Annotated in this window: 25 protein-coding genes, 1 tRNA gene and 1 riboswitch; of the genes, 8 read left to right on the plus strand and 18 right to left on the minus strand. The window is 73.6% G+C overall.

Annotation, left to right across the window (positions count from 1 at the left end; genetic code table 11):
- Positions 1 to 87 precede the first annotated feature (87 nt).
- From RM425_RS07845 to RM425_RS07855, 3 genes are all read right to left on the minus strand, one after another.
- On the minus strand, positions 88 to 3066 hold the full coding sequence (locus RM425_RS07845; RefSeq protein ID WP_311344632.1) for a helix-turn-helix transcriptional regulator: 2979 nt from the start codon (positions 3064 to 3066) through the stop codon (positions 88 to 90).
- A gap of 62 nt (positions 3067 to 3128) precedes the next feature.
- On the minus strand, positions 3129 to 3260 hold the full coding sequence (locus RM425_RS07850; RefSeq protein WP_311344633.1) for a hypothetical protein: 132 nt from the start codon (positions 3258 to 3260) through the stop codon (positions 3129 to 3131).
- A gap of 629 nt (positions 3261 to 3889) precedes the next feature.
- A complete protein-coding gene (locus RM425_RS07855; RefSeq protein ID WP_311344634.1) occupies positions 3890 to 4639 on the minus strand; it encodes a phospholipid scramblase-related protein in 750 nt (249 codons plus the stop codon).
- A gap of 60 nt (positions 4640 to 4699) precedes the next feature.
- Here RM425_RS07855 and RM425_RS07860 point away from each other — a divergent pair, with 60 nt between their 5' ends.
- Positions 4700 to 5377, plus strand: coding sequence for an HD domain-containing protein (locus RM425_RS07860; protein WP_311344635.1), 678 nt, complete (start codon positions 4700 to 4702; stop codon positions 5375 to 5377).
- Here the strand turns inward: RM425_RS07860 and RM425_RS07865 are convergent.
- Positions 5301 to 5594, minus strand: a complete 294-nt coding sequence (locus RM425_RS07865; RefSeq protein ID WP_311344636.1) for a DUF4031 domain-containing protein — start codon at positions 5592 to 5594, stop codon at positions 5301 to 5303. The two genes, RM425_RS07860 and RM425_RS07865, sit on opposite strands and share 77 nt — an antisense overlap.
- 9 nt (positions 5595 to 5603) lie before the next feature.
- On the opposite strand from RM425_RS07865, the gene RM425_RS07870 reads away from it, so the two are divergent.
- The 3 genes from RM425_RS07870 to RM425_RS07880 all read left to right on the plus strand — a co-directional run bounded on the left by RM425_RS07870 (position 5604) and on the right by RM425_RS07880 (position 7776).
- Positions 5604 to 5975: a bleomycin resistance protein gene (locus RM425_RS07870; RefSeq protein ID WP_311344637.1), complete on the plus strand. Its 372-nt coding sequence runs from the start codon at positions 5604 to 5606 to the stop codon at positions 5973 to 5975.
- Positions 5972 to 6967 carry a Gfo/Idh/MocA family protein gene (locus tag RM425_RS07875; RefSeq protein ID WP_311344638.1) on the plus strand — a complete coding sequence of 332 codons (996 nt, stop codon included), beginning with the start codon at positions 5972 to 5974 and terminating at the stop codon, positions 6965 to 6967. Before RM425_RS07870 ends, RM425_RS07875 begins: the two co-directional genes overlap by 4 nt.
- Before the next feature lie 101 nt (positions 6968 to 7068).
- On the plus strand, positions 7069 to 7776 hold the full coding sequence (locus RM425_RS07880; protein ID WP_311344639.1) for a hypothetical protein: 708 nt from the start codon (positions 7069 to 7071) through the stop codon (positions 7774 to 7776).
- A 49-nt stretch (positions 7777 to 7825) separates the two neighbouring features.
- Here the strand turns inward: RM425_RS07880 and RM425_RS07885 are convergent, their stop codons facing one another.
- A complete protein-coding gene (locus RM425_RS07885; RefSeq protein WP_396137030.1) occupies positions 7826 to 8608 on the minus strand; it encodes a DUF72 domain-containing protein in 783 nt (260 codons plus the stop codon).
- Positions 8609 to 8663: 55 nt separating this feature from the next.
- On the opposite strand from RM425_RS07885, the gene RM425_RS07890 reads away from it, so the two are divergent.
- On the plus strand, positions 8664 to 9047 hold the full coding sequence (locus tag RM425_RS07890; RefSeq protein WP_311344641.1) for a VOC family protein: 384 nt from the start codon (positions 8664 to 8666) through the stop codon (positions 9045 to 9047).
- A gap of 153 nt (positions 9048 to 9200) precedes the next feature.
- Positions 9201 to 10031 carry a transglutaminase-like domain-containing protein gene (locus RM425_RS07895; RefSeq protein ID WP_311344642.1) on the plus strand — a complete coding sequence of 277 codons (831 nt, stop codon included), beginning with the start codon at positions 9201 to 9203 and terminating at the stop codon, positions 10029 to 10031.
- 160 nt (positions 10032 to 10191) lie between these two features.
- Here the strand turns inward: RM425_RS07895 and groL are convergent, their stop codons facing one another.
- The 3 genes from groL to thrC form a co-directional block, all read right to left on the minus strand.
- Positions 10192 to 11823 carry a chaperonin GroEL gene (gene groL / locus RM425_RS07900; protein ID WP_311344643.1) on the minus strand — a complete coding sequence of 544 codons (1632 nt, stop codon included), beginning with the start codon at positions 11821 to 11823 and terminating at the stop codon, positions 10192 to 10194.
- 384 nt (positions 11824 to 12207) lie between these two features.
- Positions 12208 to 12408, minus strand: a complete 201-nt coding sequence (locus tag RM425_RS07905; RefSeq protein WP_040337424.1) for a cold-shock protein — start codon at positions 12406 to 12408, stop codon at positions 12208 to 12210.
- Between the two features lie 182 nt (positions 12409 to 12590).
- Positions 12591 to 13892, minus strand: a complete 1302-nt coding sequence (gene thrC, locus RM425_RS07910) for a threonine synthase (RefSeq protein WP_311344644.1) — start codon at positions 13890 to 13892, stop codon at positions 12591 to 12593.
- A gap of 12 nt (positions 13893 to 13904) precedes the next feature.
- A riboswitch (SAM riboswitch) is annotated at positions 13905 to 14054 on the minus strand.
- Between the two features lie 59 nt (positions 14055 to 14113).
- Here thrC and RM425_RS07915 point away from each other — a divergent pair.
- Positions 14114 to 14944, plus strand: coding sequence for an HAD family hydrolase (locus tag RM425_RS07915; protein WP_311344645.1), 831 nt, complete (start codon positions 14114 to 14116; stop codon positions 14942 to 14944).
- A 10-nt stretch (positions 14945 to 14954) separates the two neighbouring features.
- On the opposite strand, the gene RM425_RS07920 is transcribed toward RM425_RS07915, so the two are convergent.
- From RM425_RS07920 to rarD, 7 genes are all read right to left on the minus strand, one after another.
- Positions 14955 to 16508: an alpha-amylase family glycosyl hydrolase gene (locus tag RM425_RS07920; protein WP_311344646.1), complete on the minus strand. Its 1554-nt coding sequence runs from the start codon at positions 16506 to 16508 to the stop codon at positions 14955 to 14957.
- A complete protein-coding gene (locus RM425_RS07925; protein ID WP_311344647.1) occupies positions 16505 to 18166 on the minus strand; it encodes an alpha-amylase family protein in 1662 nt (553 codons plus the stop codon). The genes RM425_RS07920 and RM425_RS07925 overlap by 4 nt, the downstream gene beginning before the upstream one ends.
- 63 nt (positions 18167 to 18229) lie before the next feature.
- On the minus strand, positions 18230 to 19093 hold the full coding sequence (locus RM425_RS07930; RefSeq protein WP_311344648.1) for an ABC transporter permease: 864 nt from the start codon (positions 19091 to 19093) through the stop codon (positions 18230 to 18232).
- A complete protein-coding gene (locus RM425_RS07935) occupies positions 19090 to 21966 on the minus strand; it encodes an alpha/beta fold hydrolase (protein ID WP_311344649.1) in 2877 nt (958 codons plus the stop codon). The genes RM425_RS07930 and RM425_RS07935 overlap by 4 nt, the downstream gene beginning before the upstream one ends.
- Positions 21967 to 22048: 82 nt before the next feature.
- Positions 22049 to 23143 carry a LytR C-terminal domain-containing protein gene (locus tag RM425_RS07940; protein ID WP_311344650.1) on the minus strand — a complete coding sequence of 365 codons (1095 nt, stop codon included), beginning with the start codon at positions 23141 to 23143 and terminating at the stop codon, positions 22049 to 22051.
- 219 nt (positions 23144 to 23362) lie between these two features.
- A complete protein-coding gene (locus RM425_RS07945) occupies positions 23363 to 23698 on the minus strand; it encodes a DUF3263 domain-containing protein (protein ID WP_311344651.1) in 336 nt (111 codons plus the stop codon).
- 124 nt (positions 23699 to 23822) lie between these two features.
- Positions 23823 to 24740, minus strand: coding sequence for an EamA family transporter RarD (gene rarD / locus RM425_RS07950; protein WP_311344652.1), 918 nt, complete (start codon positions 24738 to 24740; stop codon positions 23823 to 23825).
- Between the two features lie 42 nt (positions 24741 to 24782).
- Between rarD and RM425_RS07955 the strand changes: the two genes are divergently transcribed.
- The gene (locus RM425_RS07955) at positions 24783 to 25178 is read left to right on the plus strand and encodes a DUF5313 family protein (protein ID WP_311344653.1); all 396 of its coding nucleotides are present in this window, start codon (positions 24783 to 24785) and stop codon (positions 25176 to 25178) included.
- Here RM425_RS07955 and RM425_RS07960 read toward each other — a convergent pair.
- The 3 genes from RM425_RS07960 to RM425_RS07970 form a co-directional block, all read right to left on the minus strand.
- A tRNA-Thr gene (locus tag RM425_RS07960) sits at positions 25178 to 25250 on the minus strand. The two genes, RM425_RS07955 and RM425_RS07960, sit on opposite strands and share 1 nt — an antisense overlap.
- A gap of 36 nt (positions 25251 to 25286) precedes the next feature.
- Positions 25287 to 25907, minus strand: a complete 621-nt coding sequence (locus RM425_RS07965; RefSeq protein ID WP_311344654.1) for a GNAT family N-acetyltransferase — start codon at positions 25905 to 25907, stop codon at positions 25287 to 25289.
- A gap of 58 nt (positions 25908 to 25965) precedes the next feature.
- Positions 25966 to 26661: a hypothetical protein gene (locus RM425_RS07970; protein ID WP_311344655.1), complete on the minus strand. Its 696-nt coding sequence runs from the start codon at positions 26659 to 26661 to the stop codon at positions 25966 to 25968.
- Positions 26662 to 26717 lie beyond the last annotated feature (56 nt).

Below are 26717 nucleotides of genomic sequence, written 5' to 3' on the forward strand. Positions count from 1 at the left end.
TCCAGTCCGTGCGCCTCGATCGACCTGCGGTTGAGCACGGAGGTCACGTGGAAGGCGGACACCGGCGGCACTGTAGGGGCGACCAGGTCAGGCGGAACCGGTCAGCAGCCCCCGCGCGGCGGCGATCGCGACGGCCTCGGTGCGGCCGTTCGCGCCGAGCTTGGCCAGGATGTTGCTCACGTGCACGCTGGCGGTCTTCTCGCTGATGTAGAGCTCCGCGCCGATCTGCCGGTTGGTGCGCCCGGCCGCGAGGAGCCGCAGCACCTCGGTCTCCCGCGGGGTCAGGACGGCGCCGACCTCCACCGTGCGCACGCCGGCGACCTCCAGCCGTCCGCGGCGGATCAGGCCCTCGAGCGCCGTCCGCAGGGGTGCGGCCCCCAACCGGACGGCGACCTCGTGGGCGAGCGCGGCTTCCGCCGCCGCCCCGGCCCGGTCGCCGGTGGCGAGCAGCGCCTCGGCCAGCCGCAGGCGCGACCGCGCCTCCTCGTAGACGTGCCCGAACCCGAACGCGTCCACCGCTGCCCGCCACAGCTCGGGGGCGACCTCCCCGCGGACGCGGGCGGTCTCCGCGGCGATGCGGGCCAGCCAGGCGTGCGCCTCGACACCCAGCGTGTCGCCGTAGGTCTCCCGGTACGTCTCCACCGATGCGCGTGCAGCCGCGGCCAGGTCGTCCCCCGCCCGCATCCAGTGGTCGGCATCGGCGGCCCGGCGGGCGACCGCGGCCGCGTCGGCGACGGCGGTCAGGGCGCTACCCGCCAGCCGGAGCATGCCGATGTGGTCGTCGTCCCATTCGCGCTGGAGCCGTCGGTACGTCGCCAGCGCCACGTCCACGGCCTGCTGCGGGCGGCCTTCCCAGGTGGCCAGGTCGATCTCCGAGCCGGCCGTCACGAAGTCGAGCAGGACGTGCGACCCCAGGCGGGGCACCAGGCTCCGCGCCCAGTCGATGCGGGCCCGCGCGCCGGGGTCACCCCGGCCGACCAGCACGAGCAGCCCGTCGGCGCGCACGTGCGCCGACATGTCCGGCACACGCGCCAGCACGTCGGCCTCGGCCAGGCTGCCGTCCCAGTCGCCGGTCATGTACAGGGCGGTGACGTGCAGGTGCCGCAGCTCCGCGGGGTAGTACGACCACTCGACGCCGAGGTCACGCGCCCGCCGGGTGCCCCGCCGCGTCCAGTCCAGCGCGTCCTGGATCCGCCCGGCCTCGAAGGTGACGGTGGCGAGGTTGAACAGCACCCGCATCTCGACCTCGACGTTGCCGGACCGCCGGGCGCGGATCAGTGCCTCGTCGAGCCGGGCGAGCACCGCCGCGGGGTCGGCACCGGGCCGGGCCCGCGCCTGGGTGACGGCGATGTCGGCCCAGGCCCCGTCGAACCCGAGCGCGTCCGCGGCCGCCAGCGCCTCGTCGACCGCGGCGTCCGCCTCGTCGAACCGCCCGACCGAGTAGCTCATCCGGGCGTGCGTCGCGGCCGCCCAGGTGCGCGCCTTCGACGGCGGGTCCGCCGGCACCAGGGCCATCGCGGCCGAGCTCTCCCGGTAGGCGCCGGCGTCGTCCTCCACCCGCACCATCGCCTGCGCGAGCGTGTAGTGGACGCGGGCGCGGATCTCCGGAGCCGCGTCGGCCGGGAGCACCTCCAGCGCCGAGCGCAGCAGCGCCACCGCGCGGGCCGGCTCCCCCACCGAACGCGCCGCCGCGGCGGTCTCCACCAGCAGCGCCGCCTGGTCGCGGCCGGCCCGTTCCGCGGCCTCGGGCACCGCCGACCACAGGGCCAGCGCCGCCTCCAGGTGCTGGAGCTGCTCGGCGGGGGCGCCCACGCCACCCGCGGCGCTCGCCGCCACCAGGGACGCGCTGAACGCTCCCGGCAGGTCGTTGCTCGCCCGGGCGTGGTGCGCCCGCTCGGCCGCCGTCCCGGCATCCGGAACGCGAGCCAGGTAGGACGCGATCGCCGCGTGCAGCCGCACCCGCTCGCCCGGCAGCAGATCGGCGAGCACCGCCTCCCGGAGGAGTGCGTGCCGGAAGCGGTAGCGGCCGTCGTCGGAGACCACCAGGAGGTAGTGGTGCACGACCTCCGCCAACGCCGTCTCCAGGTCGCCGTCGGCGAGCCCGCTCACGGTGGCCACCAGCTCGTGGCGCACCCGGCGGCCGGCCACGGCGGCGACGCGCAGCACCTGCTGGGCCTCCGGCGAGCGCTGCTCGACCCGGGCCAGGAGGACGTCGGTCAGGGCCAGGGGCAGCGCCTCCCCGTGCCGCCCGGCCGCCAGCAGCTCCTCGGCGTAGAAGGCATTGCCCTCCGCCCGGGTGACGACGTCCTCGACGACCGACTCGGGCAGCGGGCCGGCCTCCGACCCCAGCCGGCGCACCAGCGCCCCGACCTCCGCGTCCGGCAGCGGGCTGAGCTCCAGCCGTTCCACACCCGGCAGTCGCACCAGCTCGGCGAGCAGGGGCCGCAGCGGATGACGCCGGTGCAGGTCGTCGGCGCGGTAGGAGGCGATCACCGCGACGGGCTCGTCGGCCAGCCGCGCCAGCAGGTAGCGGAGCAGGTCCCGACTGGACCGGTCGGCCCAGTGCACGTCCTCCAGCACGAGGAGGAGCGGCGCGGCACCGGCCAGCTCGCACACGAGGGCCGCCACCGCCTCGAAGAGCTGCAGCCGCCCGTCGTCGACCGGTGGGGGCGCGGCCCGGTGCGGCAGCGGGCGGCTCAGGTCACGTCCCTCGGGCACCGGCTGGGGTGGGCCCGGACGCCCGGCGAACAGCGGGGCCAGGACGGGGTCGGCCGTCGACCCGGGCGCCATGCCCGGCTCCGCCGCGACCGGTCGGAGGAGGTCGACGAAGGGGAGGTACGGCAGGCCGACGTCGCCGAGATCGACGCAGTGGCCGGTCAACACCCGGACCCCGCGGTCCACCGCCCGTGCCGTGACCTCGCCGAGCAGCCGGGTCTTGCCCACCCCGGCGTCGCCCGACAGCAGCACGGTGCTCGACCGGCCCGCTGCGGCACGGTCGACGCACGCCAGGAGGGCGGCGAGCTCGGAGGCCCGTCCCACCATCGGCGCGTCGTCCCAGCGTGGCACGGCGCTGATCGTGGCACGGGCCTCCGACGGAGCCCGAACCCTTTCGCTACGGGCCGAGCCGGTCAGCGCCGACGCCTGCGGCCGCGGAACCAGGGGGTGTGCCGGGTCCGGGTGCCGCGGCCGGAGGCCATCAGCATCTCCCGCCGGTAGGCGAGCTCGGAATCCAGGGCCGGGCTGCTGTAGTGGAGCGTCATCGTCGTGCCTCTCGTCGTGCCTCTGCGGATGACGGCGACGTTCGTCCTGAGGCCGGGGTCCGGGCATCGGTAGGTCACGCGGTTCTCGGCGCCCGGGGCGGCCTGAGAGGCCTCAGACCACCCCGTTCGTGGGACCTCGGGACCTGAGGCGGTACGTGAGGAGGCTCGGAACCGACATCGTCCTGGAGCTCGCCGTCCGGGGTCCGCGCCAGCGCCGCGTCACACGCGCGACGGACGGTCACGCCGAACCGGCCGGCGGTCCGGTGCGCCGGAGCACCACCGAGGAGACCTACCGAGCGACCCCGCTCCGCACGGCGAAGGGCCCCCGTCCGTTCGGACGGGGCCCTTCGCGGGGACGAGGTCCGGACCGGGTGACGGCCGCCTCGCGGCGAAAAGCACAACACGGCTCCAGGCCCCCGACCGAGGCCGGGGCGGTAGTCCGTGAAGGCGTAACCAAATGGCACCCGGGGGCACGTGGCACCCGGTCCGGACGTCCACGAGGCTACCCGCCGGAACCGAGATCATGTCGCGCCGAGCGGGGCCGAAGGGTCCGCGCAGGCGTGACGGTGGGCTCCACGCAGGCCGGGACGGCACGTGGCCGCGGTGCGATCCGGAGGATCGCCAAGGCTTCAGTTGAAGCCGCGGTCGTCCTGCTTGAGCGCGGTGTCCACGGTGAGGGCGGACGCGATCACCAGGCTGGCCAGCGGCTCGGGCAGCCGGACGTGCACGAGGACGACGTATCGGTCTGCCGTGGTGAACATGGTGCGGGCCAGGCCCTCCCACTTCTTCGTGATGCGGGCGACCTCCGTCCCGGCCGCGTCGGTGATCGCGAAGTCCCAGGCCCGCCAGTTCTCGGCCTGGATCGCACCGACCACCTGGCCACCGGCCACCAGGTCGAAGCGGATCCTCCCGAAGACGTTCGCCTGGACGATCTCGCCGACCGGCGCGCCGTCCGGGCGTTGCACGAGCACCCGGGACCTCATCAGCTTCGCCGGACGGGTGAGCACCAGCACCGGCCCGCGGGCGTCGCGCACCTCGAGCCGGTGGGTGAGGAACTGGTCGAGCTGGCTGAACAGCCGGACCGCCTTCTTCACCGCGCTCTGCCCGACCTGGACGACGGCGCCGATCTGCCGGCCGTTGCCGTCGAGCACCGCGTACTCGTTGGTCAGCTCGATCAGCTTCGTCTTCTGGTTGACCAGCAGGACGGGCTGTTCGTACAGCGAGGGTCCGGTCCCGTGCGGCACGGGCGCGGGTGGCCCCGGAGCCGGCGGGGCGGGGTGCTGGACGTGCTCGGTCCAGCCCTGGCCGTCCCACCAGCGGGCGCCGGGGCTGCCGGCGGGGTCGGGGTACCAGCCCGGAGGGGGCGGCGGCTGCGTCACGGCGGTCACGGTAGTGCCGGCCCGGCCCTGGTCCGGTGCCTCCCGTGCCAGACTCTCCGGGTGGGTGACCTGGTCGGGTTCGAGGCGTGGGCGGCGCTGGCCGGCGACTCCCCCACCTCACGCACCGAGTGGGCCGCCGTCGTCCGGGCGTGGAGCGAGCCGCACCGCCGGTACCACGACCTCGCGCACCTGGCGGCCGTGCTGGGGATCGCCGACCGGCTGGCCGCCGACGCCGCCGACCCCGACGCGGTGCGGCTGGCTGCCTGGTACCACGACGTCGTCTACGACCCGCAGCGCAACGACAGCGAGGCGGTGAGCGCCGGACGGGCCCGGGCCGGGCTGCGCGGGCTGGTCCCCGACGAGCGGATCGCCGAGGTGGAGCGGCTGGTGCTGCTGACCGCCGGGCACGCGGTCGAGCCCGGCGATGCCAACGGCGCGGTCCTCTGCGACGCCGACCTGGCGGTGCTCGCCTCCCCCGCGGAGTCGTACGCCGCCTACGCCTCGGCCGTGCGCGAGGAGTACGGCCACGTCCCCGACGAGGCGTTCACCGCCGGGCGGATCGCCGTCCTGGAGCAGCTGCTGGGCCTGCCCCGGCTCTACCGGCTGCCCGCCGTGGCGGAGACGTGGGAGCCGCGGGCGCGGGCGAACATGGCCGCCGAGCTCAGCCTGCTGCGGAGCCGCGCGGCTCCGGGCGGCGGGGCTTCCGCGAACGGAGCCCGGCCGCCAGGAGCCGGCTGAGCAGCTCCCGGCAGTCCACCGGCTGCGCCCCGGCGGCGACCGCGACGTCGTAGAGGTCCTCCGGGACGTCGTAGTGGTCCCCCTGGAACGCCCGGCGCGGGATGCCCAGCTCCGCGGAGACGAACGCGTGCAGCTCGTCGTAGGAGACGTCGCTGACCAGGTGCGACCACAACCGCCCCCGCCACGGCCACACAGGGGTGTCGATGAGCACCGTCACGGTGGCAGTGTGCCCGCCATGCCCCAGGAGCACCCGCAGGTCCGCATCTCCCCGATCTTCCCGGTCACCGACCTCCAGCGGGCGCTCGACCACTACGCCGCCCTGGGCTGCGCGGTGGCGGCCCACGACGAGGGCTACGGGTTCGCAGCCATGGCCGGGATCGAGCTGCACCTCGTGGTCACCGAGGGGCATGATCCGCTCCGCACGGCGGCCGCGGCCTACCTGCACGTGCCCGACGCCGATGACCTTGCCGCGCGATGGGCCGGTGTCGGGCGGACCAGCGCCCCGGTCGACACCGACTACGGCTTGCGCGAGGGCGCGCACATCGACCCGGACGGCAACCTGCTGCGCTTCGGTTCGCCACTACCGTCCCAGCGGTGAGCGCAGAGATCCGCTGGGGCGTCGTCGGGCCGGGCCGCATCGCGGAGAGCGTGCTGCCCGACTTCGCCCACGTCCCGCACGCCCGCGTCGTCGCCGTCGCCTCGCGGTCGCAGGAGAGGGCCGACGCGTTCGCCGCCCGGCACGGGCTGGACCGCGCCCACGGTTCCTACGCCGACATCCTGACCGATCCGGACGTCGACGTCCTCTACGTCGCCACCCCGCACGCCCAGCACCATGGCTTCGCCCTGGCCGCCCTGCGGGCCGGCAAGGCGCTGCTGGTGGAGAAGGCGTTCACCGCCACGACCGCCGGAGCCGCGGAGGTCGTCGCCGCCGCCCGGGAGACCGGCGTCTTCACCATGGAGGCGATGTGGACCCGCTTCCAGCCGGCGGTCGTCGCGCTCCGCGAGCTCGTCGCCGACGGCGCGATCGGTGAGGTGCGGTCGGTGCAGGCCGATCTGGGCGTCTCCCGCGTGTACGACCCGGTGGACCGGCTGTTCGCCCTCGCGCTCGGCGGCGGCGCGCTGCTCGATCTCGGCGTCTACGTCGTCTCCTTCGCCCAGATGCTGCTCGGGACGCCGCAGCGCGTCGTCGCCACCGGGTCGCTGTTCCCCACCGGTGTCGATGCCGAGGCGGCGCTCCTGCTGGGGTACGACGACGGCCGGGCCGCCACGCTGCTCGCGTCGCTGCGCCAGGCGTTGCCCGGGCAGGCCCGCGTGTTCGGCACGACCGGCTGGATCGACGTCCTCCCCCGGTTCCACCATCCGGACACGATCGTGCTGCACCGCGCCGGCGCCGAGTCCGAGAGGATCCGGCGGCCGCAGCTCGGCGTCGGCTACGCGCACGAGCTGATCGAGGTCACCGAGTGCCTGCGCGCCGGGGGCACCGAGAGCGCGGTCATGCCACTTGCGGACACCCTCGCCGTCCAGGACGTGCTGGGACAGGCGGCCGAGCAGCTCGGTGTGCGGCACGCCGAGGCGGTCGACGTCGCCTGAGCGGGTGATTTCCGGACCCCGGACTCCAGCGGACCCGCCCGGGGGCCGATGTCCGAGTCAGGAGCCGCGTCCGCGGCCGACGTTCGGAGGGGAACAGTCCCATGGCACTTCTCGAGGGTGTGGCCATCGTGGTCGCGAAGATCGCCGGCGCGAGCACCGCCGCGCAGGTGGCAACGGGGCTGGGCATCGCCGCGGCCGGCGTGACCGGTGCCGGTGCGGCCGGCGCCTTGCCGGAGCCGGTCCAGGAGGTCGTCGCGAGCACCGTGGAGACGGTGTCCCCGTTCGACCTCCCCGACTCCGACGACTCGTCCTCCGACGACGTGACGGAAACCGACGACTCGGGCACCGACGGCCCCGGCGACGGCGCCGAGGAGCCCACCGAGGAGCCCACCGAAGAGCCCACCGAGGACGGCACCGAGGACTCCGACGACTCCGGCCTGGACAACGCCCGCGAGCACGCGGACGAGCACGCCCAGGAGTCGCTGCTGGACGCGCAGGAGCGCCAGGCGGCACACGATGCGGAGAAGGACGCCCGCGAGGCCGCCAGGGAAGCCGAGAAGGCCGCCCGGGACGCCGCGAAGGAGCAGGAGCGGGCCGCCCGCGACGCCGAGAAGGCCGCCCGCGAGGCCGCCGAGGAGGCCGAGGAGGAGGCCCGCGAGGCCGCCGAGGAGGCCGAGGAGCAGGCCCGCGAGGCCGCCGAGGAGGCCGAGGAGCAGGCCCGCGAGGCCGCCGAGGAGGCCGAGGAGCAGGCCCGCGAGGCCGCCGAGCGCGCCGCCGAGGACGCAGAGGACGACGCCGAGGACGACTGACCGCCGCGAGGCCGGGGCCCCCGCACGGGACCCCGGCCGCCGTCGGTCGTCAGGCCGGCATCCAGGCCAGTCCGGTCGCCTGGTCGGCGGTGGGCACGCGGGTCGGCGTGCCCCCGGCGCGGCGGACGGCGTCGGCGAAGCGCACCGCATCGATGACCGCGTTGCAGCCCGGGTCGTTGTTGAAGTAGACGAGGACGTCGGCGTCGCCGTAGGTGGCCACGAGCCGGTCGGCCCACAGCTGCAGGGTCTCGGCGCGGTAACCCCACCCCTCGAAGCCGTGGTGGAAGCGCAGATAGCCCCACTCGGCGGTGCGCCACAGCGGTGCGATCGGCTGCTCGTCCCGGTCGGCCCAGCACAGCGCGGCCCCGTAACGCTCGAGCAGCGCGCGGATCTCGTCGGTCCACCACGAATCGTGCCGCGGCTCGACCGCCACGCGCGTGCCCACCGGGAACTGCGCCAGGCACTCGCGGAGCAGGTCGGGGTCGGCTTTCAGCGTGGGCGGTAGCTGCAGCAGGATCGCGTCGAGCTTCGGGCCCAGCCCGGCGGCGCGGTCCATCAGGCGGGCGACCGGCTCCTCCGGCTCGCGCAGCCGCTTGATGTGGGTCAGGAACCGGCTCGCCTTGACCGCCCAGCGGAAGTCCGGTGGGGTCCGGTCCCGCCACTTCTCGAACGTCTCGCGCTCGGGCAGCCGGTAGAAGGCGTTGTTGCTCTCGACGGTGGCGAAGTGCTCCCGGTAGTGCTCCAGCCACAGCCGCTGGGCGAGCTTCGGCGGGTAGAAGGCACCGCGCCAGTCGCGGTACTGCCAGCCCGACGTCCCGATGATCACCGCCACGCCCATGATCGTTCCCCGGATGCGCGGGGCCTGCCTGTCGTGCTGAGCTGATCGGGTGACCGCACCCGCACGCTTCAAGGACCTCTGCCTGGACGCGAACGACCACCACGCGCTGGCCGACTGGTGGTGCGCCGCCATCGGCTACGTGCGACGCGACACCCTCGAGGACGCCGCGACGCCCGAGGAGGACGAGCCCCGCCCGCACGACTGGCCGATCCCGATCGTCGACCCGGCCGGCGAGGGCCCGCTGATGTGGATCGTCCCGGTGCCCGAGCGGAAGACGATCAAGAACCGCATGCACTTCGACGTCGTCGGCGAGACCTGGCCGCTGATCGCTGCCGGCGCACGGATGGTGCGGGAGCAGGACGACGAGATCGACTGGAGCATCCTCGCCGACCCCGAGGGCAACGAGTTCTGCGTCTTCGCTCCGGAGGACTGAGTCTCCGACCGCTGCCTCCCGGCGTGCCGGACCCTGTTGCAGGGAAGAAGGGGTCTGCGGGGCGTCTCAGGGGCCGACTTCCCCGCAGGAGGCCCTGGCGGGCGTGCCGAGCACTCCCGGTCCTGTCCGCTGTCGGATGCATGCTCTTCAGGTATGGGACTCGAGTTCAGGACACCGGGGGTGCTCACGGGGCTGGGCGGCGTCCCGCCGAGAGCTGTCATCCGGCTGCCGGCTGATCCGGTCGGCATCTGCTCTCCAGTGCGCCACCTGGTCCTGCAGCCAACAGAGGCCGCTTCCCTGCCATTGCCTGCCAAGCGCTTCACCGAGAACCAGATCCGGCCGGCCGGACGGCTGGTCGAGATCCTCCTGTCGTTGGACCGAGCACCCCTGGTCGAACCCCGCCGGGCCGAGTTCCGAGTCGTCGGCACCTGTCGCCACTTCGCGGTGCTCGCCTGCGCGCTGCTTCGTTCGCGCGGCATCCCCAGCCGGGTCCGCTGCGGCTTCGCGACCTACTTCCAACCGGGGCAGGCTCTCGACCACTGGATCGTGGAGTACCAGGACGGCGACCGCGGCCGATGGGTCAGGATTGATCCAGAGATCCTCGGCGGGGACGTACTGGAGCACCCGGACGATCTGCGACCGGGCGAATTCCTCGACGCTGCGGAGGCATGGCGCGCCTACCGGCGGGGCGACGTCGATGCCACTGTCTTCGGCGTGCACGGCACGGAGAACTTCGGTCCAGCGGAGATCCGCGGCAACCTGGTGAGGGACCTCGCCTCGGTCAACAAGACGGAGATGCTCCCGTGGGACGAGTGGGGTCGCATGACCGAGGCCTACGCCTATGAGACCGGGCCCGACTACGACGAACTCCTCGACGCTGTGGCGGCGGCTCTCGTAGCCGAGGACCTGCCCGCAGCGACCGCGCTCTACCGCGGGCGGAGCGAGCTCACCGTCCCCCAGCGCCTCCTCCACCCAGGGGCATGACGGCGGGCGACTTCCGCGAAGCAGGGCCGAAGCTCCGGTCCGGGGCCGGCTGCCCCGCAGTCGCTGCCCGACCCGGGTGGGTCGGAGACGCCGACAGGGGCGGCCCGCTCGGAAGCGGACCGCCCCTGCCGGGCAGTGCAGTGTTACGAGGGGGCTGGACTCAGAAGTCCATGCCGCCCATGCCACCCATGTCGCCGCCGCCGGCAGCCGGAGCGTTCTTCTCCGGCTTGTCGGCGATGACGGCCTCGGTGGTGAGGAAGAGCGCCGCGATGGAAGCGGCGTTCTGCAGCGCCGAGCGGGTCACCTTGGCGGGGTCGATGATCCCGGCGGCGATGAGGTCCACGTACTCGCCGGTGGCGGCGTTGAGGCCCCAGCCGGTCTTCGAGTTGCGGACCTTCTCCGCGACGACGCCACCCTCGAGGCCGGCGTTGATCGCGATCTGCTTCAGCGGCGCCTCGAGCGCGACGCGCACGATGTTGGCACCGGTGGCCTCGTCACCCGTGAGCTCGAGCTTGTCGAACGCGACGGCCGTGGCCTGCGCGAGAGCGACGCCACCACCGGCGACGATGCCCTCCTCGACGGCGGCCTTGGCGTTGCGCACCGCGTCCTCGATGCGGTGCTTGCGCTCCTTGAGCTCGACCTCGGTCGCGGCGCCGGCCTTGATGACCGCAACACCGCCGGCCAGCTTGGCCAGGCGCTCCTGCAGCTTCTCGCGGTCGTAGTCGCTGTCCGACTTGTCGATCTCGGCGCGGATCTGGTTGACCCGGCCCTGGATCTGGTCGGTGTCGCCCGAGCCCTCGACGATGGTCGTCTCGTCCTTGGTGACGACGACCTTGCGGGCGCGGCCGAGCAGCTCGAGGTCGGCGTTGTCGAGCTTGAGGCCGACCTCCTCGCTGATGACCTGACCACCGGTGAGGATGGCGATGTCGGTCAGCATGGCCTTGCGGCGGTCACCGAAGCCCGGGGCCTTGACGGCGACGGACTTGAAGGTGCCACGGATCTTGTTCACGACCAGGGTCGCGAGGGCCTCGCCCTCGACGTCCTCGGAGATGATGGCCAGCGGCTTGCCCGACTGCATGACCTTCTCCAGCAGCGGGAGCAGGTCCTTGACGGTGCTGATCTTCGAGTTGACGACGAGCACGTACGGGTCGTCGAGGACGGCCTCCATGCGCTCGGTGTCGGTGACGAAGTAGGGCGAGATGTAGCCCTTGTCGAAGCGCATGCCCTCGGTGAGCTCGAGCTCGAGCCCGAAGGTGTTGCTCTCCTCGACGGTGATGACGCCTTCCTTGCCGACCTTGTCCATCGCCTCGGCGATGAGTTCGCCGATGGCGGGGTCAGCGGCGGAGATCGAGGCGGTGGCCGCGATCTGCTCCTTGGTCTCCACGTCCTTGGCGGTGGAGAGCAGGTACTCGCTGACCGCTGCGACGGCGGCCTCGATGCCCTTCTTCAGGGCCATCGGGTTGGCGCCGGCGGCGACGTTGCGCAGACCCTCGCGCACGAGCGCCTGGGCCAGCACGGTGGCGGTGGTGGTGCCGTCACCGGCGACGTCGTCGGTCTTCTTGGCGACCTCCTTGACGAGCTCGGCCCCGATCTTCTCCCACGGGTCCTCGAGCTCGATCTCCTTGGCGATGCTCACACCATCGTTGGTGATGGTGGGCGCGCCCCACTTCTTCTCAAGAACGACGTTCCGGCCACGGGGGCCGAGGGTCACCTTGACGGCGTCGGCGAGGGTGTTCATCCCTCGCTCGAGGCCGCGGCGCGCCTCTTCGTTGAACGCGATCATCTTGGCCATGTGGTGATGTCCTCCGAGCATGGATCGCTGCACGGCCGGGTGGGTGCCCGCGACGGACGACACCGATGACATGGGCGCTCCGTCGGCCCACCATCCGGTGCCTCACCGTTCCGACCTGATTGGCACTCGGGAGCCCCGAGTGCCAGAAACGAGTTTGGCACTCGACCCCTGCGAGTGCAAATACATCGTCACCCTCCGGGCGACATCGCGGCGAGGAGCCGTCCCCGACCGGCGCTGAGCCGTTGCCCATGTCCCGGCGGGGGACCCTCCGGGCCCCGCGACCGGTCCACTCCAGCACCCAGCCGCCCCCGGCGATCGGGCCCCACCGCGAATGACGGAGGCCCGGCCCCCCTCGCGGGGAACCGGGCCTCGCCGGACGTTCGGTCAGGCGCTGCGCACCGCGTCGGCCTGGGGACCCTTGGCGCCCTGGACGACCTCGAACTCGACGCGCTGGCCCTCGTCGAGGGACTTGTACCCGTCCATCTGGATGGCCGAGTAGTGGACGAAGACGTCCTGGCCGCCGTCCACGGCGATGAAGCCGAAGCCCTTCTCGGCGTTGAACCACTTCACGGTGCCCTGTGCCACGTGTGCTCCCACGTTCTGCGTGCGGTCACCCCACCGCGGGTGGTGGGGCGAGGTCTCGCTCTTCCGCCCGCGGACACGAACGAGAAGGAGTGAACCGCGCGAGAACCTACAACAGAGTGACGTGGGTTACACAGACATCAGGCACGGCGCGTTCCCGGATCCACCGATCCGGTGACGCGGAGTCAGCCGATGAGGCCTGCGGCGCGGGCCGACTTCAGCGACGGCTCCACCTGGTGCGTCGGGCCGACGACCGGCATCAGCGGGTCCAGCGTCTTGAGCCCCTCACCGGTGTTGAGGACGACGGTCTCCTTGGCCGGGTCCAGCCGCCCGTTCCCCACCAGCTGGCGGAGGACGGCGACGGTCACGCCACCCGCGGTCTCGGCGAACACGCCGGTGGTCCGGGCGAGGTCACGGATGCCCTGCACGATCTCGTCGTCCCCGACCCGGCCGACCGCGCCACCGGTGCGGCGGATCGCGTCGAGCGCGTACGGGCCGTCGGCCGGGTTGCCGATGTTCAGCGACTTCGCGATGCCGGTGGGCTTCACCGGCTTGACGACGTCCCAGCCGTTGTCGAAGGCGGTGGCGATCGGGTCGCAGCCGGCCGACTGCGCTCCGAAGATCGCCCACTCGGTGGCCTCGACGATGCCCGCGGCGGTGAGCTCGCGGAACGCCTTGTCCACCTTGGTCAGCAGCGAGCCCGACGCCATGGGGATGACGACCTGGGCCGGGATGCGCCAGCCGAGCTGCTCGGCGAGCTCGTAGCCCATCGTCTTGGAGCCCTCGGCGTAGTAGGGCCGCACGTTCTGGTTGACGAAGGCGGTGTCCTCGAACTCGTCGGTCTCGGCGAGCTCGCTGGTCAGCCGGTTGACGTCGTCGTAGGAGCCGTCGACGGCGACCAGCGTCTGCCCGTAGACCGCCGACTGGACGATCTTCCCGGGCTCCAGGTCGGAGGGGACGAAGACGAACGACGGCAGCCCCATGCGGGCGGCGTGCGCGGCGACGGAGTTGGCCAGGTTGCCCGTGGAGGCGGCCGCGATCTTCGTGTACCCCAGCCCCTTGGCCGCCGTGGCGGCGAGGCTGACCACGCGGTCCTTGAACGAGTGCGTCGGGTTGGCGGAGTCGTCCTTGACCCACAGGCCCCCGGTCATGCCCAGTTCCTGGGCGAGGCGGTCGGCGCGGACCAGGGGCGTCATGCCCGGGTCGAGCGAGACGCGGGAGGCCGGGTCCTGGCCCACGGGCAGCAGGGCTACGTAGCGCCAGATGTTCTGCGGGCCGGCCTCGATCTGCTCGCGGGTGACCGCGCGCATGAGCTCGGGGTCGTAGTCGACCTCGAGCGGGCCGAAGCACTCGGCGCAGGCGTGCTCGGCGACGAGGCCGAAGGTTGCACCGCAGTTGCGGCAGATCAGCCCGCGGGCGGGACACGGCGGCACGGGGCCACCGGCGCTGGAGTCGGCCTGGGCGGAACCGGGAGCGGTCAGAGTCATGCGACGACTACCTCCTCATCTTCCCCGCGTCGGGCCGTCGAGCCGTGCGGGACGGAATTGGCACCTCCCCGCAGACGCTGGCCGCACCGGGGTGCGGGGTCGCATGAGCGGCGGTTGCCGGGGCTTCATCGGGCCGTGTCCCTCTGCCCCTCTGGATGAGTGAACGCCGGCAACTCTACCCACCCTCCGCTGCCGGTGCGGCGGCGGACAGGATGGGGGGCGTGGCAGCGCGGATCGTCTACACCGACCTCGACGGCACGATGGTGGGACCGCGTGGGTCCTTCTGGCACACCGCCGCACGGGATCTGACGGCCGACCCGGCGACGGCGCTGCTCGAGCTGCACCGGGCCGGGGTGCCGTTGGTGCTGGTCAGCGGGCGGACGTTCGAGCAGGTCGTGGAGGCCGCGCGGATCTTCGCCGCCGACGGCGCGATCGCCGAGCTCGGCGCGGTGCTCGCCTGGGACGGCGGCAGGGGGACGCACCGGTTCACCGGTGAGCTGCCCGCCGAGCACGCCGGCCGGACGCCGATGGAGGTCATGGCCTCGCTCGGCGTCGTCGAGCAGCTCGTCGCCGCCCATCCGGGCCGGCTGGAGTGGCACGCGCCCTGGCACACCACGCACGACACCGACGCGCTGCTGCGCGGGCGGGTGGACCCCGTCGCCGTCGATGCGTGGCTGGCCGAGCAGGGCGTGGGCTGGTTGACCCTCAAGGACAACGGCGCCATCCCGGCCACCTCCCGGATGACGCTGGACCCCGACCCGGCGCCGCCGCGGGTCTACCACCTGATGCCGCGCGGGATCTCCAAGGGCGCGGCGATCGCCTGGGACCTGGAGCGCCGCGGGATCGACCCCGCCGATGCGGTGGCGATCGGCGACAGCGTGAGCGACCTGGACATGGCGCCCGCGGTCGGCCGGTTGTGGATCACCGCGAACGGGGCCGGCGTCGACGGGATGGCCGACCGGATCGCCGCCGTCCCCAACGCCACCGTCACGGACGCCGCGATGGGCGAGGGCTGGGCCCAGGCCGTGCGTGCCGTCCTCCCGGTGCATTGACCGCAGCCGTTCAGCCGGGAGGTGTCCCCGGGATCAGCAGCACGGCTTCGTCGGGCTCCAGGGATCCGGTCCAGGGGACGCCCTCGGGACGGCCCGCCGACGAGAGCTGCACGTCCGCGGGCTCGCCCAGTGGGAAGGGGACCGGCAGGCCGGTGAAATTCACCGCGACGACCCGTCGGTCTCCTGGGGCGTGCCGCTCGTAGGCGAGGACGCCCTCCGGAGCCGGCAGCGTCCTCCAGGCACCGAGCGCGAGGGCCGGCGAGCCACGGCGGACCGCCAGCAGCCGCCGGTAGAGGTGCAGGATCGAGGCCGGGTCCTCGCGCTGGACGGCGGCACTGGACGCTGCGGCCTCCGGGGGGAAGGGCAGCCAGGGTTGCGGCGGCCAGCCGTGCCCGTCCTCCGCCGTCCAGGGGATGGGTGCCCGGCAGCCGTCGCGGCCGCCCGGATCGACCTGCCGGTCCGGTGGGACGACGGCGTCCTGGAGCCCCAGCTCCTCGCCCGCGTACAGGAAGGGCGTGCCCGGGAGGGTCAGCAGCAGCACCGCGGCGGCGCGCGCCCGGGCCGCGGACCCGCCGTAGCGGGTGCGGTGGCGGGGGTTGTCGTGGTTGGACAGGACCCAGGTCGGCCAGGCCTCGCTGGGCTGCAGCGCCGCCAGCGTCTCCTCGACCACCGAGCGCCAGAAGGACGCGTCCCAGGGCCCGGACAGGGGGACGAAGTTGAAGGCGAGGTGGAGCTCGTCGCCCGCGCCGTAGTAGGGGGCGATCAGGGACGGTGAACGCAGGTTGACCTCGCCGACCATGGCCGGCTCCCCGGGGAACTCGTCGAGCACCGCCCGGATGCCGCGCAGCAGTTCATGCGTGGTGGGCAGGTCGTGGGTGTGCACGATGTTGGCGCCGACCAGCTCCGGCGGGTGGTCGGGGAGGTCGGGGTCCTTGCCGATCAGGTGGACGACGTCCGCGCGGAAGCCGTCCACCCCGCGACGCAGCCAGAACCGGAGGACCTCGTGCATCGCCTCCTGCACCGCCGGCTCGGCCCAGTTGAGATCCGGCTGCTGGGCGAGGAAGAGGTGCAGGTACCACTGGGCGGTGACCTCGTCCCACGTCCAGGCCGGGCCACCCGTGAACTGCGCCAGCCAGTTGTTCGGCGGCCTGCCGGGGTCGCCGTCCCGCCACAGGTACCAGTTCCGGCGGGCCGACGTGCGCGAGCTGCGGGAGTCGAGGAACCACGGGTGCTGGTCGCTGGTGTGGTTGGGCACCCAGTCCAGCATCAGCCGCATGCCCCGGTCGTGGACGTCGGCCAGGAGCCGGTCGAAGGCCACCAGGTCGCCGAACAGTGGGTCGATGTCGCAGTGATCGGCGATGTCGTACCCGGCGTCGGCCATGGGCGAGCGATAGATCGGCGAGAGCCACAGCACGTCCACGCCCAGCCAGCTCAGGTGGTCCAGCCGGCTGCGGATCCCCTCCAGGTCACCGATGCCGTCCCCGGACGCGTCGGCGAACGAGCGGGGGTAGATCTGGTAGACCACGCCGCTGCGCCACCAGGGGGCGGGGTCGCGGCCGGTCACAGCGCGGTCCCGCTACCCGGCCGCCTCCCGCGCAGCCACCGGTATCCGTAGGGACCCATGGTCACGCGGGGGTCGTCCGGGTCGAGCGGGTCGTACCGGTCGTCGCCGAAGATGTCGCCCACCTCCTCGAGCCGCTGGCCGTCGGACAGCTCGAGCCGGGTCTCGACCGTGTCCCCCGACAGGTTGTGCAGGGCGAGGACCGTGCCGTCCAGCCAGTCGCACCGGTGCGCGAGCACGCGCGGGTCACCGGAGTGGAGGACCGTCCAGGCGCCCCAGCCGAACTCCGGGGACTCCTTCCGCACGCGGATCGCCCGCTCCACCCGGTTGAGCAGGGAGTCCTCGCGCCGCCGCTGGTCAGCGACGTTCACCTCCTGGTAGGAGAACGGGCCGTCGTCGACGACGGGGGCCACGAGTTCGCTGCCGCTGGAGAAGCCGCCGTTCGGCCCGTCGGTCCACTGCATCACCGTGCGGACGCTCTTGCGCCCCTCGATCGCCAGGTCGTCGCCCATCCCGATCTCCTCCCCGTAGAGCAGGACCGGGGTCCCGGGGAGGGTGAGGAGCAGGCTGAACGCCAGTTCGATGCGCCGGCGGTCGCCGTCGAGCATCGGTGGCAGCCGCCGCCGGATGCCGCGGCCGTAGATCCGCATGTCCTCGTCCGGCGCGAAGGCGGCCATGACGTCGTCCTTCTCGTCGGCCGGGAGCCGGGAGAGGTTCAGCTCGTCGTGGTTGCGCAGGAAGTTCAGCCACTGGGAGGTCCGGGGCGGGGACGGCGTCCGTCGCAGGTGCTCGGCCAGCGGGGTGGCCTCGCCGCGGGCCAGCGCGCTGTACACGGCTCCGGAGAGGATGAAGTTGAACAGCCCGGTCATCTCGTCGCCGTCATCACCGAAGAAGGTCTCGCGGTCACCGGGGTCGAGGTTGACCTCGCCGAACAGCACGGCGTCCCCACGCCGGCGGGAGAGGAAGCCGCGCATGTCCTGGAGGATCAGGTGCGGGTCCTGCGGCATCTCGTTCTCGATCCCGGCAGCGCCGATGAGGTAGGGCGCCGCATCCACCCGGAAGCCGGAGACCCCGAGTTCGAGCCAGAAGCCCATGATCCGGTGGATCTCGTCACGGACGTCGGGGTTGGCGATGTTGAGGTCGGGCTCCGACGTGTAGAACCGGTGCAGGTAGAACTGCCCTGCCTCCTCGTCCCACTCCCAGTTGCTGTCCTCCTTGTCCGGGAAGATGACCTTGTCCTCGTCCTCCGGCTTCTCGTCGGCCCACACGTACCAGTTCCGGTACCGGGAGTCCCGGTTGCGACGCGCTTGCTGGAACCACGGGTGCTCGCTGGAGGTGTGGTTCACCACGAGGTCGATCACCACCCGGATCCCGAGATCCCGAGCGGTGCGGACGAACTCGACGAACTCGCCCAGCGTGCCGAGCCGGGGGTCCACGGTGTAGTAGTCGCTGACGTCGTAGCCGTCGTCCCGTCCCGGCGTGGGATAGAACGGCAGCAGCCACAGGCATGTGACGCCGAGCCCCGAGAGGTAGGGCAGCCGCCGGGTCAGGCCACGGAAGTCACCGATCCCGTCGCCGTCGGAATCCATGAACGTCTCGACGTCCACCGAGTAGACGACGGCGTTCTTCCACCACTGATCGCTGACCGCCGGATCGAACATCTTCCCGCCCTACCCACGATCTCCCGCCCGACCCGCGCCCGCCGGCGCCGAGCGGGCCGCTCCCTAGCTCGTCACGTCGCGGCGGGCGAAGTGGCGGAAGCCCAGCGCGGTGAAGACGGCGGCGTAGACCAGCGACTGGATGACGCCGCGGAACAGGTCGCCGTCCTGCACCGGCGTCTGAAGCAGGTCGGTCCAGGCGAACTCCTCCGCGGTCGGGAACCAGTCCCGCAGCGACCCGAGCTGCTCGACCTGGTCGAGGATCGCGAAGACGAACATCGTGAACACGGCCCCGCCGACCGCGGCCAGCGGCGCGTCGGTCACCGTCGAGAGCCAGAACGCCAAGGTGCCCACGACGAGCAGGTGGACGGCCAGGTAGCCGAGCATCCCGGCCAGCCGCAGGAAGCCCTCGCCCTGGGACAGCGTCACGCCCACGGGCGTCTCGATGGGGCCGAACCCGAAGGCGATCGAGCCGGCCAGCACCGAGACGGCGGTCAGCGTCAGCAGCGCGCCGACCGAGAGCACCAGGGCGGCCAGCCACTTCTGGCGGAGCAGCCGCATCCGCGGCACCGGGGTCGCGAGGGTGTACCGCAGGGCGCCCCACTGGGCCTCGCTGGCCACGGTGTCGCCGAAGAACAGCGCGTACACGACCACCAGGAAGAAGCCCGTCGTCGCGAAGAGCACGAACAGGGTGAAGTTCAGGCCGCTGGCGGTGGCGACGTCGACCAGGTTGATCCGGTTGTTCTCGCCGGCGTCCTCGCTCGCGCCCAGCTGCAGCGCGGCGATCAGCAGCAGCGGGAGCGCCACCATGAGCGCGACGACGCCGAGGGTGCGGCGGCGGGCGAACTGCCGCCGCAGCTCCACGGCCAGCCGCAGCGTGCGCGACGGCCGGTAGCCGGCGGCCGCGCCGGTGGTCCGGATACCGGTCATGACTCCCCCACCAGCGCCAGGAAGGCGTCCTCGAGCCGACGCCGCGGCGTGAACTGGTCCACGGCGATCCCCTCCTCCACCAGCGCACGCAGCGCCCTGTCGCGCGGCACGCCACCGAGCTCGGCCACCAGCCCGTCGTCGGTGCGCCCGGCGGTCACGCCCGGCAGCTCCTCCAGGACCGCGATGGCCCGGTCGGTGTCGGCCTCGGCCACCCCGACGAGCACTGCGCCGCCCGCGCCCACGATCTCCTCGACCGTGCCCTGCGCGATCTTCTGCCCCTTGGCCATGACGACGACGTGGCTGCACGTCTGCTCGATCTCGCTGAGCAGGTGGCTGGAGACGATGACCGTGCGGCCGGTCGCGGCGTAGGACCGCAGCACCTCGCGCATGGCGTGGATCTGCGGCGGGTCCAGCCCGTTGGTCGGCTCGTCGAGGACCAGGAGATCGGGCAGGCCGAGCATCGCCTGGGCGATCGCGACCCGCTGCCGCATCCCCTGGCTGTAGCGCCGGACCGGCCGGTCCAGCGCCGCACCGAGGCCGGCGACCTCGATCGCCTCCTCCAGGTGCGCGTCCTCCGCTGGGCGGCCGGTCGCCGCCCAGTACAGCCGCAGGTTCTGCCGGCCGGACAGGTGCGGCAGCAGTCCGGTCCCCTCGACGAACGAGCCCAGCCGGGACAGCACGGGCGCCCCCGGGCGGGCGGCGTGCCCGAAGACGCTGATCCGCCCCTCGGTGGGCCGGATCAGGCCCATGAGCATGCGCAGGGAGGTCGTCTTGCCCGCCCCGTTGGGACCGAGCAGCCCGAGCACCTGGCCGCGGCGCACCTCGAACGACAGGTCCCGGACGGCGACGAAGCCGTCCTTGTAGGCCTTGGTCACGCCCTCGAAGCGCAGCGGCACGTCCTCGCCGTCGGGCTCGACGACGCCGACCTGCCGGCGGCGGCCCCACCAGAGGGAGGCCAGCCAGCCGAGCAGCCCCAGGCCCAGGACCGCGGCGAGCAGCAGCCACCAGCGCGAGGCACCGGCTGCGGCCTCGCTCCGGCCGTCGACCACGGGAGCCGAGAGCTGCGTGGCCCCGGCGGCCGCACCGTCGGTCGCCTCCGCCGCGGCGAGCCCGACCGAGTAGACGGCCGCCTCGGCGGGGAGCGCGTACGCCTGGTCGGTGGAGGAGACCACCAGGCGCATGGTGTGACCGGTCTCGAACCGGTGCACGATCGCCGGGAGCGTGATGCCCACCCGGGTCGGGTCGGTCGGGTCGGTGGAGACGTCGGTGACCTCCAGCGGCGCCACGAGCCCCCCGGGCAGCGTCATCGTCCCGTCGGGTGCGACGTCGTAGAGCTTGGCGAACAGCGTCGCCGAGCCGCTGGCCGACGACAGCGCGAGATCCACCGTGCTGGCACCGACGACCTCCACCGGCGCGTCCAGGGGCTCGCTGTCGAAGGCGGCGAACTGGCCGGGGATCTCGACGGCCGCGCCACCGAGCGCGGCCGCGAACGAGCCCAGGCCGGGAACGGTGGTGAGCGCGGCGGGCGTCCCTCCGGCCGGGGTGACCACGGGCTGCAGGGGGCCCTCGACCGGCACCGCGCGGCGTTCGGCCGGCTCGGCTCCGTCGAGGCCGGGGTAGACCGGTGCCACCACCGTCCGGCCGCCGCCCTGGACACGGCCCAGCGTCGCGCCCAGGCCGGTCGGAGCCGGGAACTCGAACCCGGTGCCCGGCTCCGGGCCTCGGGAGGGGTCATCGGCAGAGCGGAGGTACCAGTCGAACCAGCCGGCGACCTCCTCCCGCAGCTCGTCCGCCTGCCCGCCGGACGCGGGGGCGTCGTGCCCGCCGGCGAACCAGACCACCTTCACCGGCGTCCCGTCGGCGGCGATGCCCCGGGCGTTGGCGTCGGCCTGGCCGAGACCGAACAGCGAGTCCTGGGTGCCCTGGATGAGCAGGGTCGGCGCGTCGATCCGGTCCACGACGGCCGCGGGGCTGCTGCGGTCGAGGATCGCGGCCACCTCGGGCGTGAGCTCGCCCGTCGACGCCGCCGTCTGGTACGCGGCGCAGACCTCGGCCGTGAAGCGCCCGCAGGTCAGCAGGCGCTCGGTGGCCTCCGGGTTCTCGGCGGCCTGCGCGAGCAGCTCGTCGGGCAGCGCCACCGGCATCCCGCCGTCCGGAGCCCCGCCGTCGCCGTCGCCGAAGGCAGCGAGGAGATCTGCCGGAGCGGACCCGATGCCGAAGAAGAGCCCTGCCCACAGAGACTTGAAGACGCCGCCGTCCGACGTCGGCGGAACCGCGGCCGGGGTGCCCGTGTCCAGGTCGCCGGTGTGGTCCGGGAAGAAGGCACTGGTGAGCGAGTGCCAGGTGATCTGCGGGGCGATCGCGTCGATGCGCTCGTCGTAGGCCGCGCCGAGCAGGGCCAGCGCACCGCCGTAGGAGGCCCCGGCGACGCCGACGCGCGGGTCGCCGTCGGCGTCCTGGACGACGTCGTCCCGCTCGGCCAGGACGTCGATCAGCGCGGAGAGGTCGGCGATCTCGAAGCGAGGGTCATTGAGCCCGATCTGGCCGGTGCTGCCGCCGACCCCGCGGGCCGAGAAGGTGAGGACGACGTAGCCGCGCCCGGCGAGGGCGCGCGCGTCGTCGGCCACCGAGTCCTTGCTGCCACCGAAGCCGTGCGCCAGGACCACGGCGGGCGCCGGCAGCTCCTCGGCGGCCGGCAGGTACAGCGTCGAGTCCAGCTCCACGGCGTCGGCACCGGAGCCGGCCGGGATGCGCGCTTCCTCGGTGCGGACGTCGTCGGCGGCCGCGGCCGGAGCCGCACCGGAGAGCACGCCGGCGACGAGCAGGGGCAGGAGGACGGCGAGCGCACGCCAGGCGCCGGAGCGCGGACGCACGGGCCCGCGGGAGCGACGCACGAACCGGCCAACGGACGGCGAACGGTGGGTGTTCCGCGCGCCGTCCGTCAGCGGCGGTGGGTCAGGGCTGCCAGTCGGCGGTCGCGACGATGACCAGGCTCGGGACGGTGATCTCGGCCGGCAGCTCGAAGAAGCGCGGCGCCGGGCCCTGCAGCTGGGGGAACTGGTCGACCAGCTGGACGGCCGCCTGACGCTGGGTCTCGTCGCCCTCGGTGTAGAAGACGGTCGAGGCGGGCACGTCGTCGCCCTCGTAGGCGCCGACCCCCGGCGACTCCCAGCCGCCCTCGGTCACGGTTCCGGCGATCTTCGCAGCGAGACCGGTGACGTTGGTGGCGTTGAGCACGACGACGGGCGCCCGGACCGGGGTGCTCGCCACCGGCTCGACCGGCTCGGTCTCGGTGTTCAGCTCCGGGAGCGGCGGGGGGACGAACGGGGAGACCGCCGGGGCCGTCGCGGGCGCGTTCCGGGTGGTGGCGGCGGCCTCGTCGGTCTTCGGGGACGTCACCTGGTAGACGCCCAGCACACCGAGGGCGACGACGCCCATGGCCACCAGGCCCTTGGCCATCCGACGCGGGGCCCGGCGGGGCTCCTCGTCGAGGAGGTCGATGCCGCTGTCCTTCGCGGCCTTCCGGCGGGCGGCCTCCGCGGCCGTCCGCTCGGCACGCAGGGCGGCGCGGCCGCCGACGGGAGGCCGGGACGACGCGCGGTCGGCACGCGGCGCCGGGACGTCGTCGACGAGGCCCTCGATGTCCGGCAGGTCCTCGTCGCGGTGGGTCACCGACCGCTCGGGGATCGCGGTGGTGGAGGGGGCCAGCGCCGCCAGCATCTCCTCCTCCGACGGCAGGTCGGGGTTGTGCGAGGGCTTGGTCCAGTCCCCGTAGCGGGAGTCGGAGGCACCGCTGGTCTGGCGCGGCACGCGCGGCGCGGGGGCGTCGGTGCGGATCCCGGTCGGCCCGGTGCCCAGCAGCTCGGCGCCGTCGTCGGCCCAGACGCGCTTCCGACGGGCGGCGGCGGCCTCGGCGGCGCGGAGGCTCTCGGCGAGCGGACCGCCGCGCTCCGCGCGGGCGGCGGACGCGGGGCGCCCGGACGCAGGCACCGGCGGCAGCGGCAGGCGCGAGCGGGACGGCGGGGTCGCGTCGGCCGGCCGGTTGGCCACGGCAGCCGCGGTCGGACGGCGCGACGGCGCAGCCTCGATCCGGCCGCGGTCGCGTCCGGGCGCGGTCGGGTGGTCGCTCAGCCCGGCGTCGGGGACTCCGCGCCACAGCGCATCCGGAGCGTCCGTCCGACGGCGGCCACCGACCACCGGAGAACCCGTTCCGTCACTGCCTGATCCCGCGTGCCTGCCCACGGTCACCAAATCTAATGGTTGTAACTCTCATTGCCCAGGACCTCGGGACGGACGCGTCCGTTGCCGTGCCGCACGGACCCGTCGCAGCCGCCGGACGAGCAGCGGGTCGGCCGCCAGCGCCTCCGGTCGGTCGACCAGGGCGTTGAGCACCTGGTAGTAGCGGGTCGGGCTGAGCTCGAAGCGGTTCCGGATGGCGGTCTCCTTGGCACCTGCCGCCCGCCACCACTGCCGCTCGAAGGCGAGCATCGCCCGCTCCCGCGGAGCCAGTCCCGGCGCTGCGACCTGCGTGGATGCCACCGCGATCGCGTCCGCGGAGGCGTCGCTCCCGGACGCCTCGACGGCCGGGACGAGGTCGGTGCTCATGCTCGCTCCCTCTTCTGCCGACCCCTGGTGAGGGCGACTCGGGAGGAACCGTAGAGGGGCCGTCCGACAGTTTCGGACGACATGACGAGGCGGCGCTCAGGGCCGCTCCGGACGACGGTGCACGTCACAGTCCGGCCGGCACGACGTCCGGAATCGACCGGCGTGTCCCTGCGCGGGCGTGTCGCAGGGTGTCCGCCGTGAAGACGGCGAGCGCGACCCAGACGATGGCGAAGCCGGCCAGCCGGGCCGGGGGCATCGGTTCGCCGTAGACGAAGACGCCGACGGAGAGCTGCATGAGCGGGGTGAGGTACTGCAGCAGCCCGACGGTCGACAGCGGGATCCGCCGGGCGGCCGCGGCGAACAGCAGCAACGGGACGGCGGTGGCGATCCCGGAACTCACCAGCAGCAGCGCGTGGCCCGTCCCGGCGTTGCCGAACGTCCCCGTGCCGTCCGCGTGCAGGACGGTCAGGAGCGCGATCGCCGGCACCGTCACCAGCGCCGTCTCGACGAGCAGGCCCGGGGCGGCCTCCACGCGCACCAGCTTCTTCATCAGCCCGTAGAGCCCGAAGCTTGCCGCCAGCCCGAGCGCGATCCACGGCGGCCGGCCGTAGTCCACGGTGAGCACGGCGACCGCGACCGCGGCGATGGCCACGGCCACCCACTGGAGCCGGCGCAGCCGCTCGCCGAAGACGACCACCCCGAGCAGGACGCTCACCAGCGGGTTGATGAAGTAGCCGAGGGAGGTCTCGACGACGTGCCCGGAGTTCACGCCGTAGACGAAGATCAGCCAGTTGGTGGCGATGAGCAGCGCCGCGCCGGTGAGCACGAGCACGGTGCGCCGGTCGGCCACGGCAGCGCGGACGTGCCCCCAGCGGCGGACGGCGGTCAGGAGCAGGGCGATGAAGAGCAGCGACCAGACGACCCGGTGGGCGACGATCTCCACGCCGCCGGCGGGCTCCAGGAGCGGGAAGTACAGGGGGAACAGGCCCCACATGGAGTAGGCGGCCAGCCCGGAGACGACCCCCAGGCGACGCTCGTCCACGGGGGGTCACCGTACGCCCGGATGCGGCCTACCTTCGGAGGCGTGCGTGAGCGGCCCAATCCGGTGCAGTGGCTCTGGTACGCCCTCGGCGGCGGACTCCCCCGGCGGCTCTCCCCGTGGGTGCTGGCCGACACGACCGGGCCCACGTGGGTGGCCCGCCACCTGGCACGCGCGGTGGTGCAGGTCTCCCCCGTGGTGGTGCTCTGCCTGGTGGTCCCGCCGGTGCCCCTGTCCTACCGGGTGTCCGCAGCCGTCGGCGGGCTCGTGCTCGGGCTGCTGATCTCGATGGCCTACATGACCGAGACGATCGAGCACCGGGTGGTCAAGGCCGGCTTCCCCCCGGGGACCGCCGCCCGACTGCGCGCCGAGCGGGCCGAGCGGCGGCGGGTGGAGCGCCGCTCGCGCTACCGCCGGGACGGCGCGGGCAGCTTCGACTGAGCCGACGAGGGGACTTGAACCCCTAACCGCCCGATTACAAGTCGGGTGCGCTACCAATTGCGCCACGTCGGCGGGACACGGGAACCCGTCCCGGCCACAGGATAGGGACTACCCCGCCCGGCCGAGTTCCCGGTGCGCTGCCGCGAGCACGACCTCGCGCCCCCGGTCCAGCGTGCCCGAGCGCAGGCGCCACTGCTGCCAGTGCAGCGCGACGTCCACAACGGCCTGCGGATCGAACTCTCCCTCGTGGTGCGCGGCGTGCGCGGGCTCCGACATTAACGGCCACCGGTAGCGGACGTCGGGCTCGCGTTCCTCGTTCCCCACGCCGTCGGTGCGTTCGACGGCGACGAACCCGTGGCGTTCGTAGAAGCGCTGCGCCGGCCCGTTCACCTGGAACGTCCACAGCTGCAGTCCGGAGGGGGAACGCTGCTGCGCCAGCGCGACGAACCGGTCGCCGATCCCCCGTCCGCGCGCGCCCGGGTCGAGGTAGAGCTGGTCGATCCACCCGCTGGACAGCGCCAGGACACCGACCACGGCGCCCCCGGCCTCGGCCACCCAGGTGTCCTCCCCGGGGACGACGACGTCCCGGATCCACCGGCGGACCTCGTCGTCCGGATGCGCCCGGCGCACCGTCGGCAGCGCGGCGTCGAAGGAGCGGAGCCAGACGTCGGCGACCGCCGGTCCGTCGTCGGGCCGGGCAGGGCGGAGCACCACGGGCTCGGGCGTCACACCGGTCAGGCTGCCAGCCCGGGGCGAGCGGCTCGACCGCTTTCCCCTGCAGCAGTCCTCAGCCGGCGCCGTCGCCGGCCCGGGGCTCCTCGTGCACGAAGTCCGCCGGGTTGCTGCTGCGATCCGTCCCGTGGGCCAGCCAGCGCGCGAACCCTGCCGGATCGCGCCGCTCCAGCTCGTCGAGGACCGACTGCCTGCGGGCCGCGACCGCTTCGCGGGTGCCCGGCTCCGGCGAGGCGTCCAGCACTGCCGTCGTGCGCAGCCACTCCTCCCCGAGCGACCGGGCGCTGAGGGCGCGGACCGGCGGGAGGGCCGCCCGCACGCTGCCGACCGAACCGATGCGGAATGTCGGAGCCGCGGGGTGCAGCGGGGAGAGGACGACGGGGCCCTCCGGCTCGTCCGGGAGCGCCGGTGCGGCGCGGCTCGGGTCGGGCCGGTGGAGCAGCACCGCTGCTGCAGCGAGCAACGCACCGACGAGCAGGGTCACCGCGGTCCCGACGAGCACCGCGGCACCGCAGACGACGAGCAGACCGCCTCCGGTCCGTGCCGCCGCCAGCGCCCCCGTGACCAGGGCCACCTCACCGTCCCGTGACCCTTCCCACGCCGCTCCTGCCCAGGCGGCACCCACCAGGCCGGTGACGACGCCCAGGCCGAAGACCGCCGAGCCGTCCAGGGCGAGCCCGCCGGCGACGGCCAGCACGGCCGCGAACGGTGCAGCGAGAACCAGTGCGGGCCGTCCGGAGAGACCGGGCACGGGCGTCCTCCTGCTGGTTGCGCGACGTCGGCGGCCGTCCGCCTGGCCGCCCGCGG

Origin of the sequence: Blastococcus goldschmidtiae (assembly GCF_031845325.1) — a bacterium.
Lineage (GTDB): Bacteria > Actinomycetota > Actinomycetes > Mycobacteriales > Geodermatophilaceae > Blastococcus > Blastococcus goldschmidtiae.

What these genes read in the sequence shown, in the direction of transcription:
- RM425_RS07850 (WP_311344633.1), bottom strand. Translation starts at nt 3,260, where the DNA reads ATGACGCTCCACTACAGCAGCCCGGCCCTGGATTCCGAGCTCGCCTAC.
- RM425_RS07880 (WP_311344639.1), top strand. Translation starts at nt 7,069, where the DNA reads ATGGCACTTCTCGAGGGTGTGGCCATCGTGGTCGCGAAGATCGCCGGC.
- RM425_RS07895 (WP_311344642.1), top strand. Translation starts at nt 9,201, where the DNA reads ATGGGACTCGAGTTCAGGACACCGGGGGTGCTCACGGGGCTGGGCGGC.
- groL (WP_311344643.1), bottom strand. Translation starts at nt 11,823, where the DNA reads ATGGCCAAGATGATCGCGTTCAACGAAGAGGCGCGCCGCGGCCTCGAG.
- thrC (WP_311344644.1), bottom strand. Translation starts at nt 13,892, where the DNA reads ATGACTCTGACCGCTCCCGGTTCCGCCCAGGCCGACTCCAGCGCCGGT.
- RM425_RS07925 (WP_311344647.1), bottom strand. Translation starts at nt 18,166, where the DNA reads ATGTTCGATCCGGCGGTCAGCGATCAGTGGTGGAAGAACGCCGTCGTC.
- RM425_RS07930 (WP_311344648.1), bottom strand. Translation starts at nt 19,093, where the DNA reads ATGACCGGTATCCGGACCACCGGCGCGGCCGCCGGCTACCGGCCGTCG.
- RM425_RS07945 (WP_311344651.1), bottom strand. Translation starts at nt 23,698, where the DNA reads ATGAGCACCGACCTCGTCCCGGCCGTCGAGGCGTCCGGGAGCGACGCC.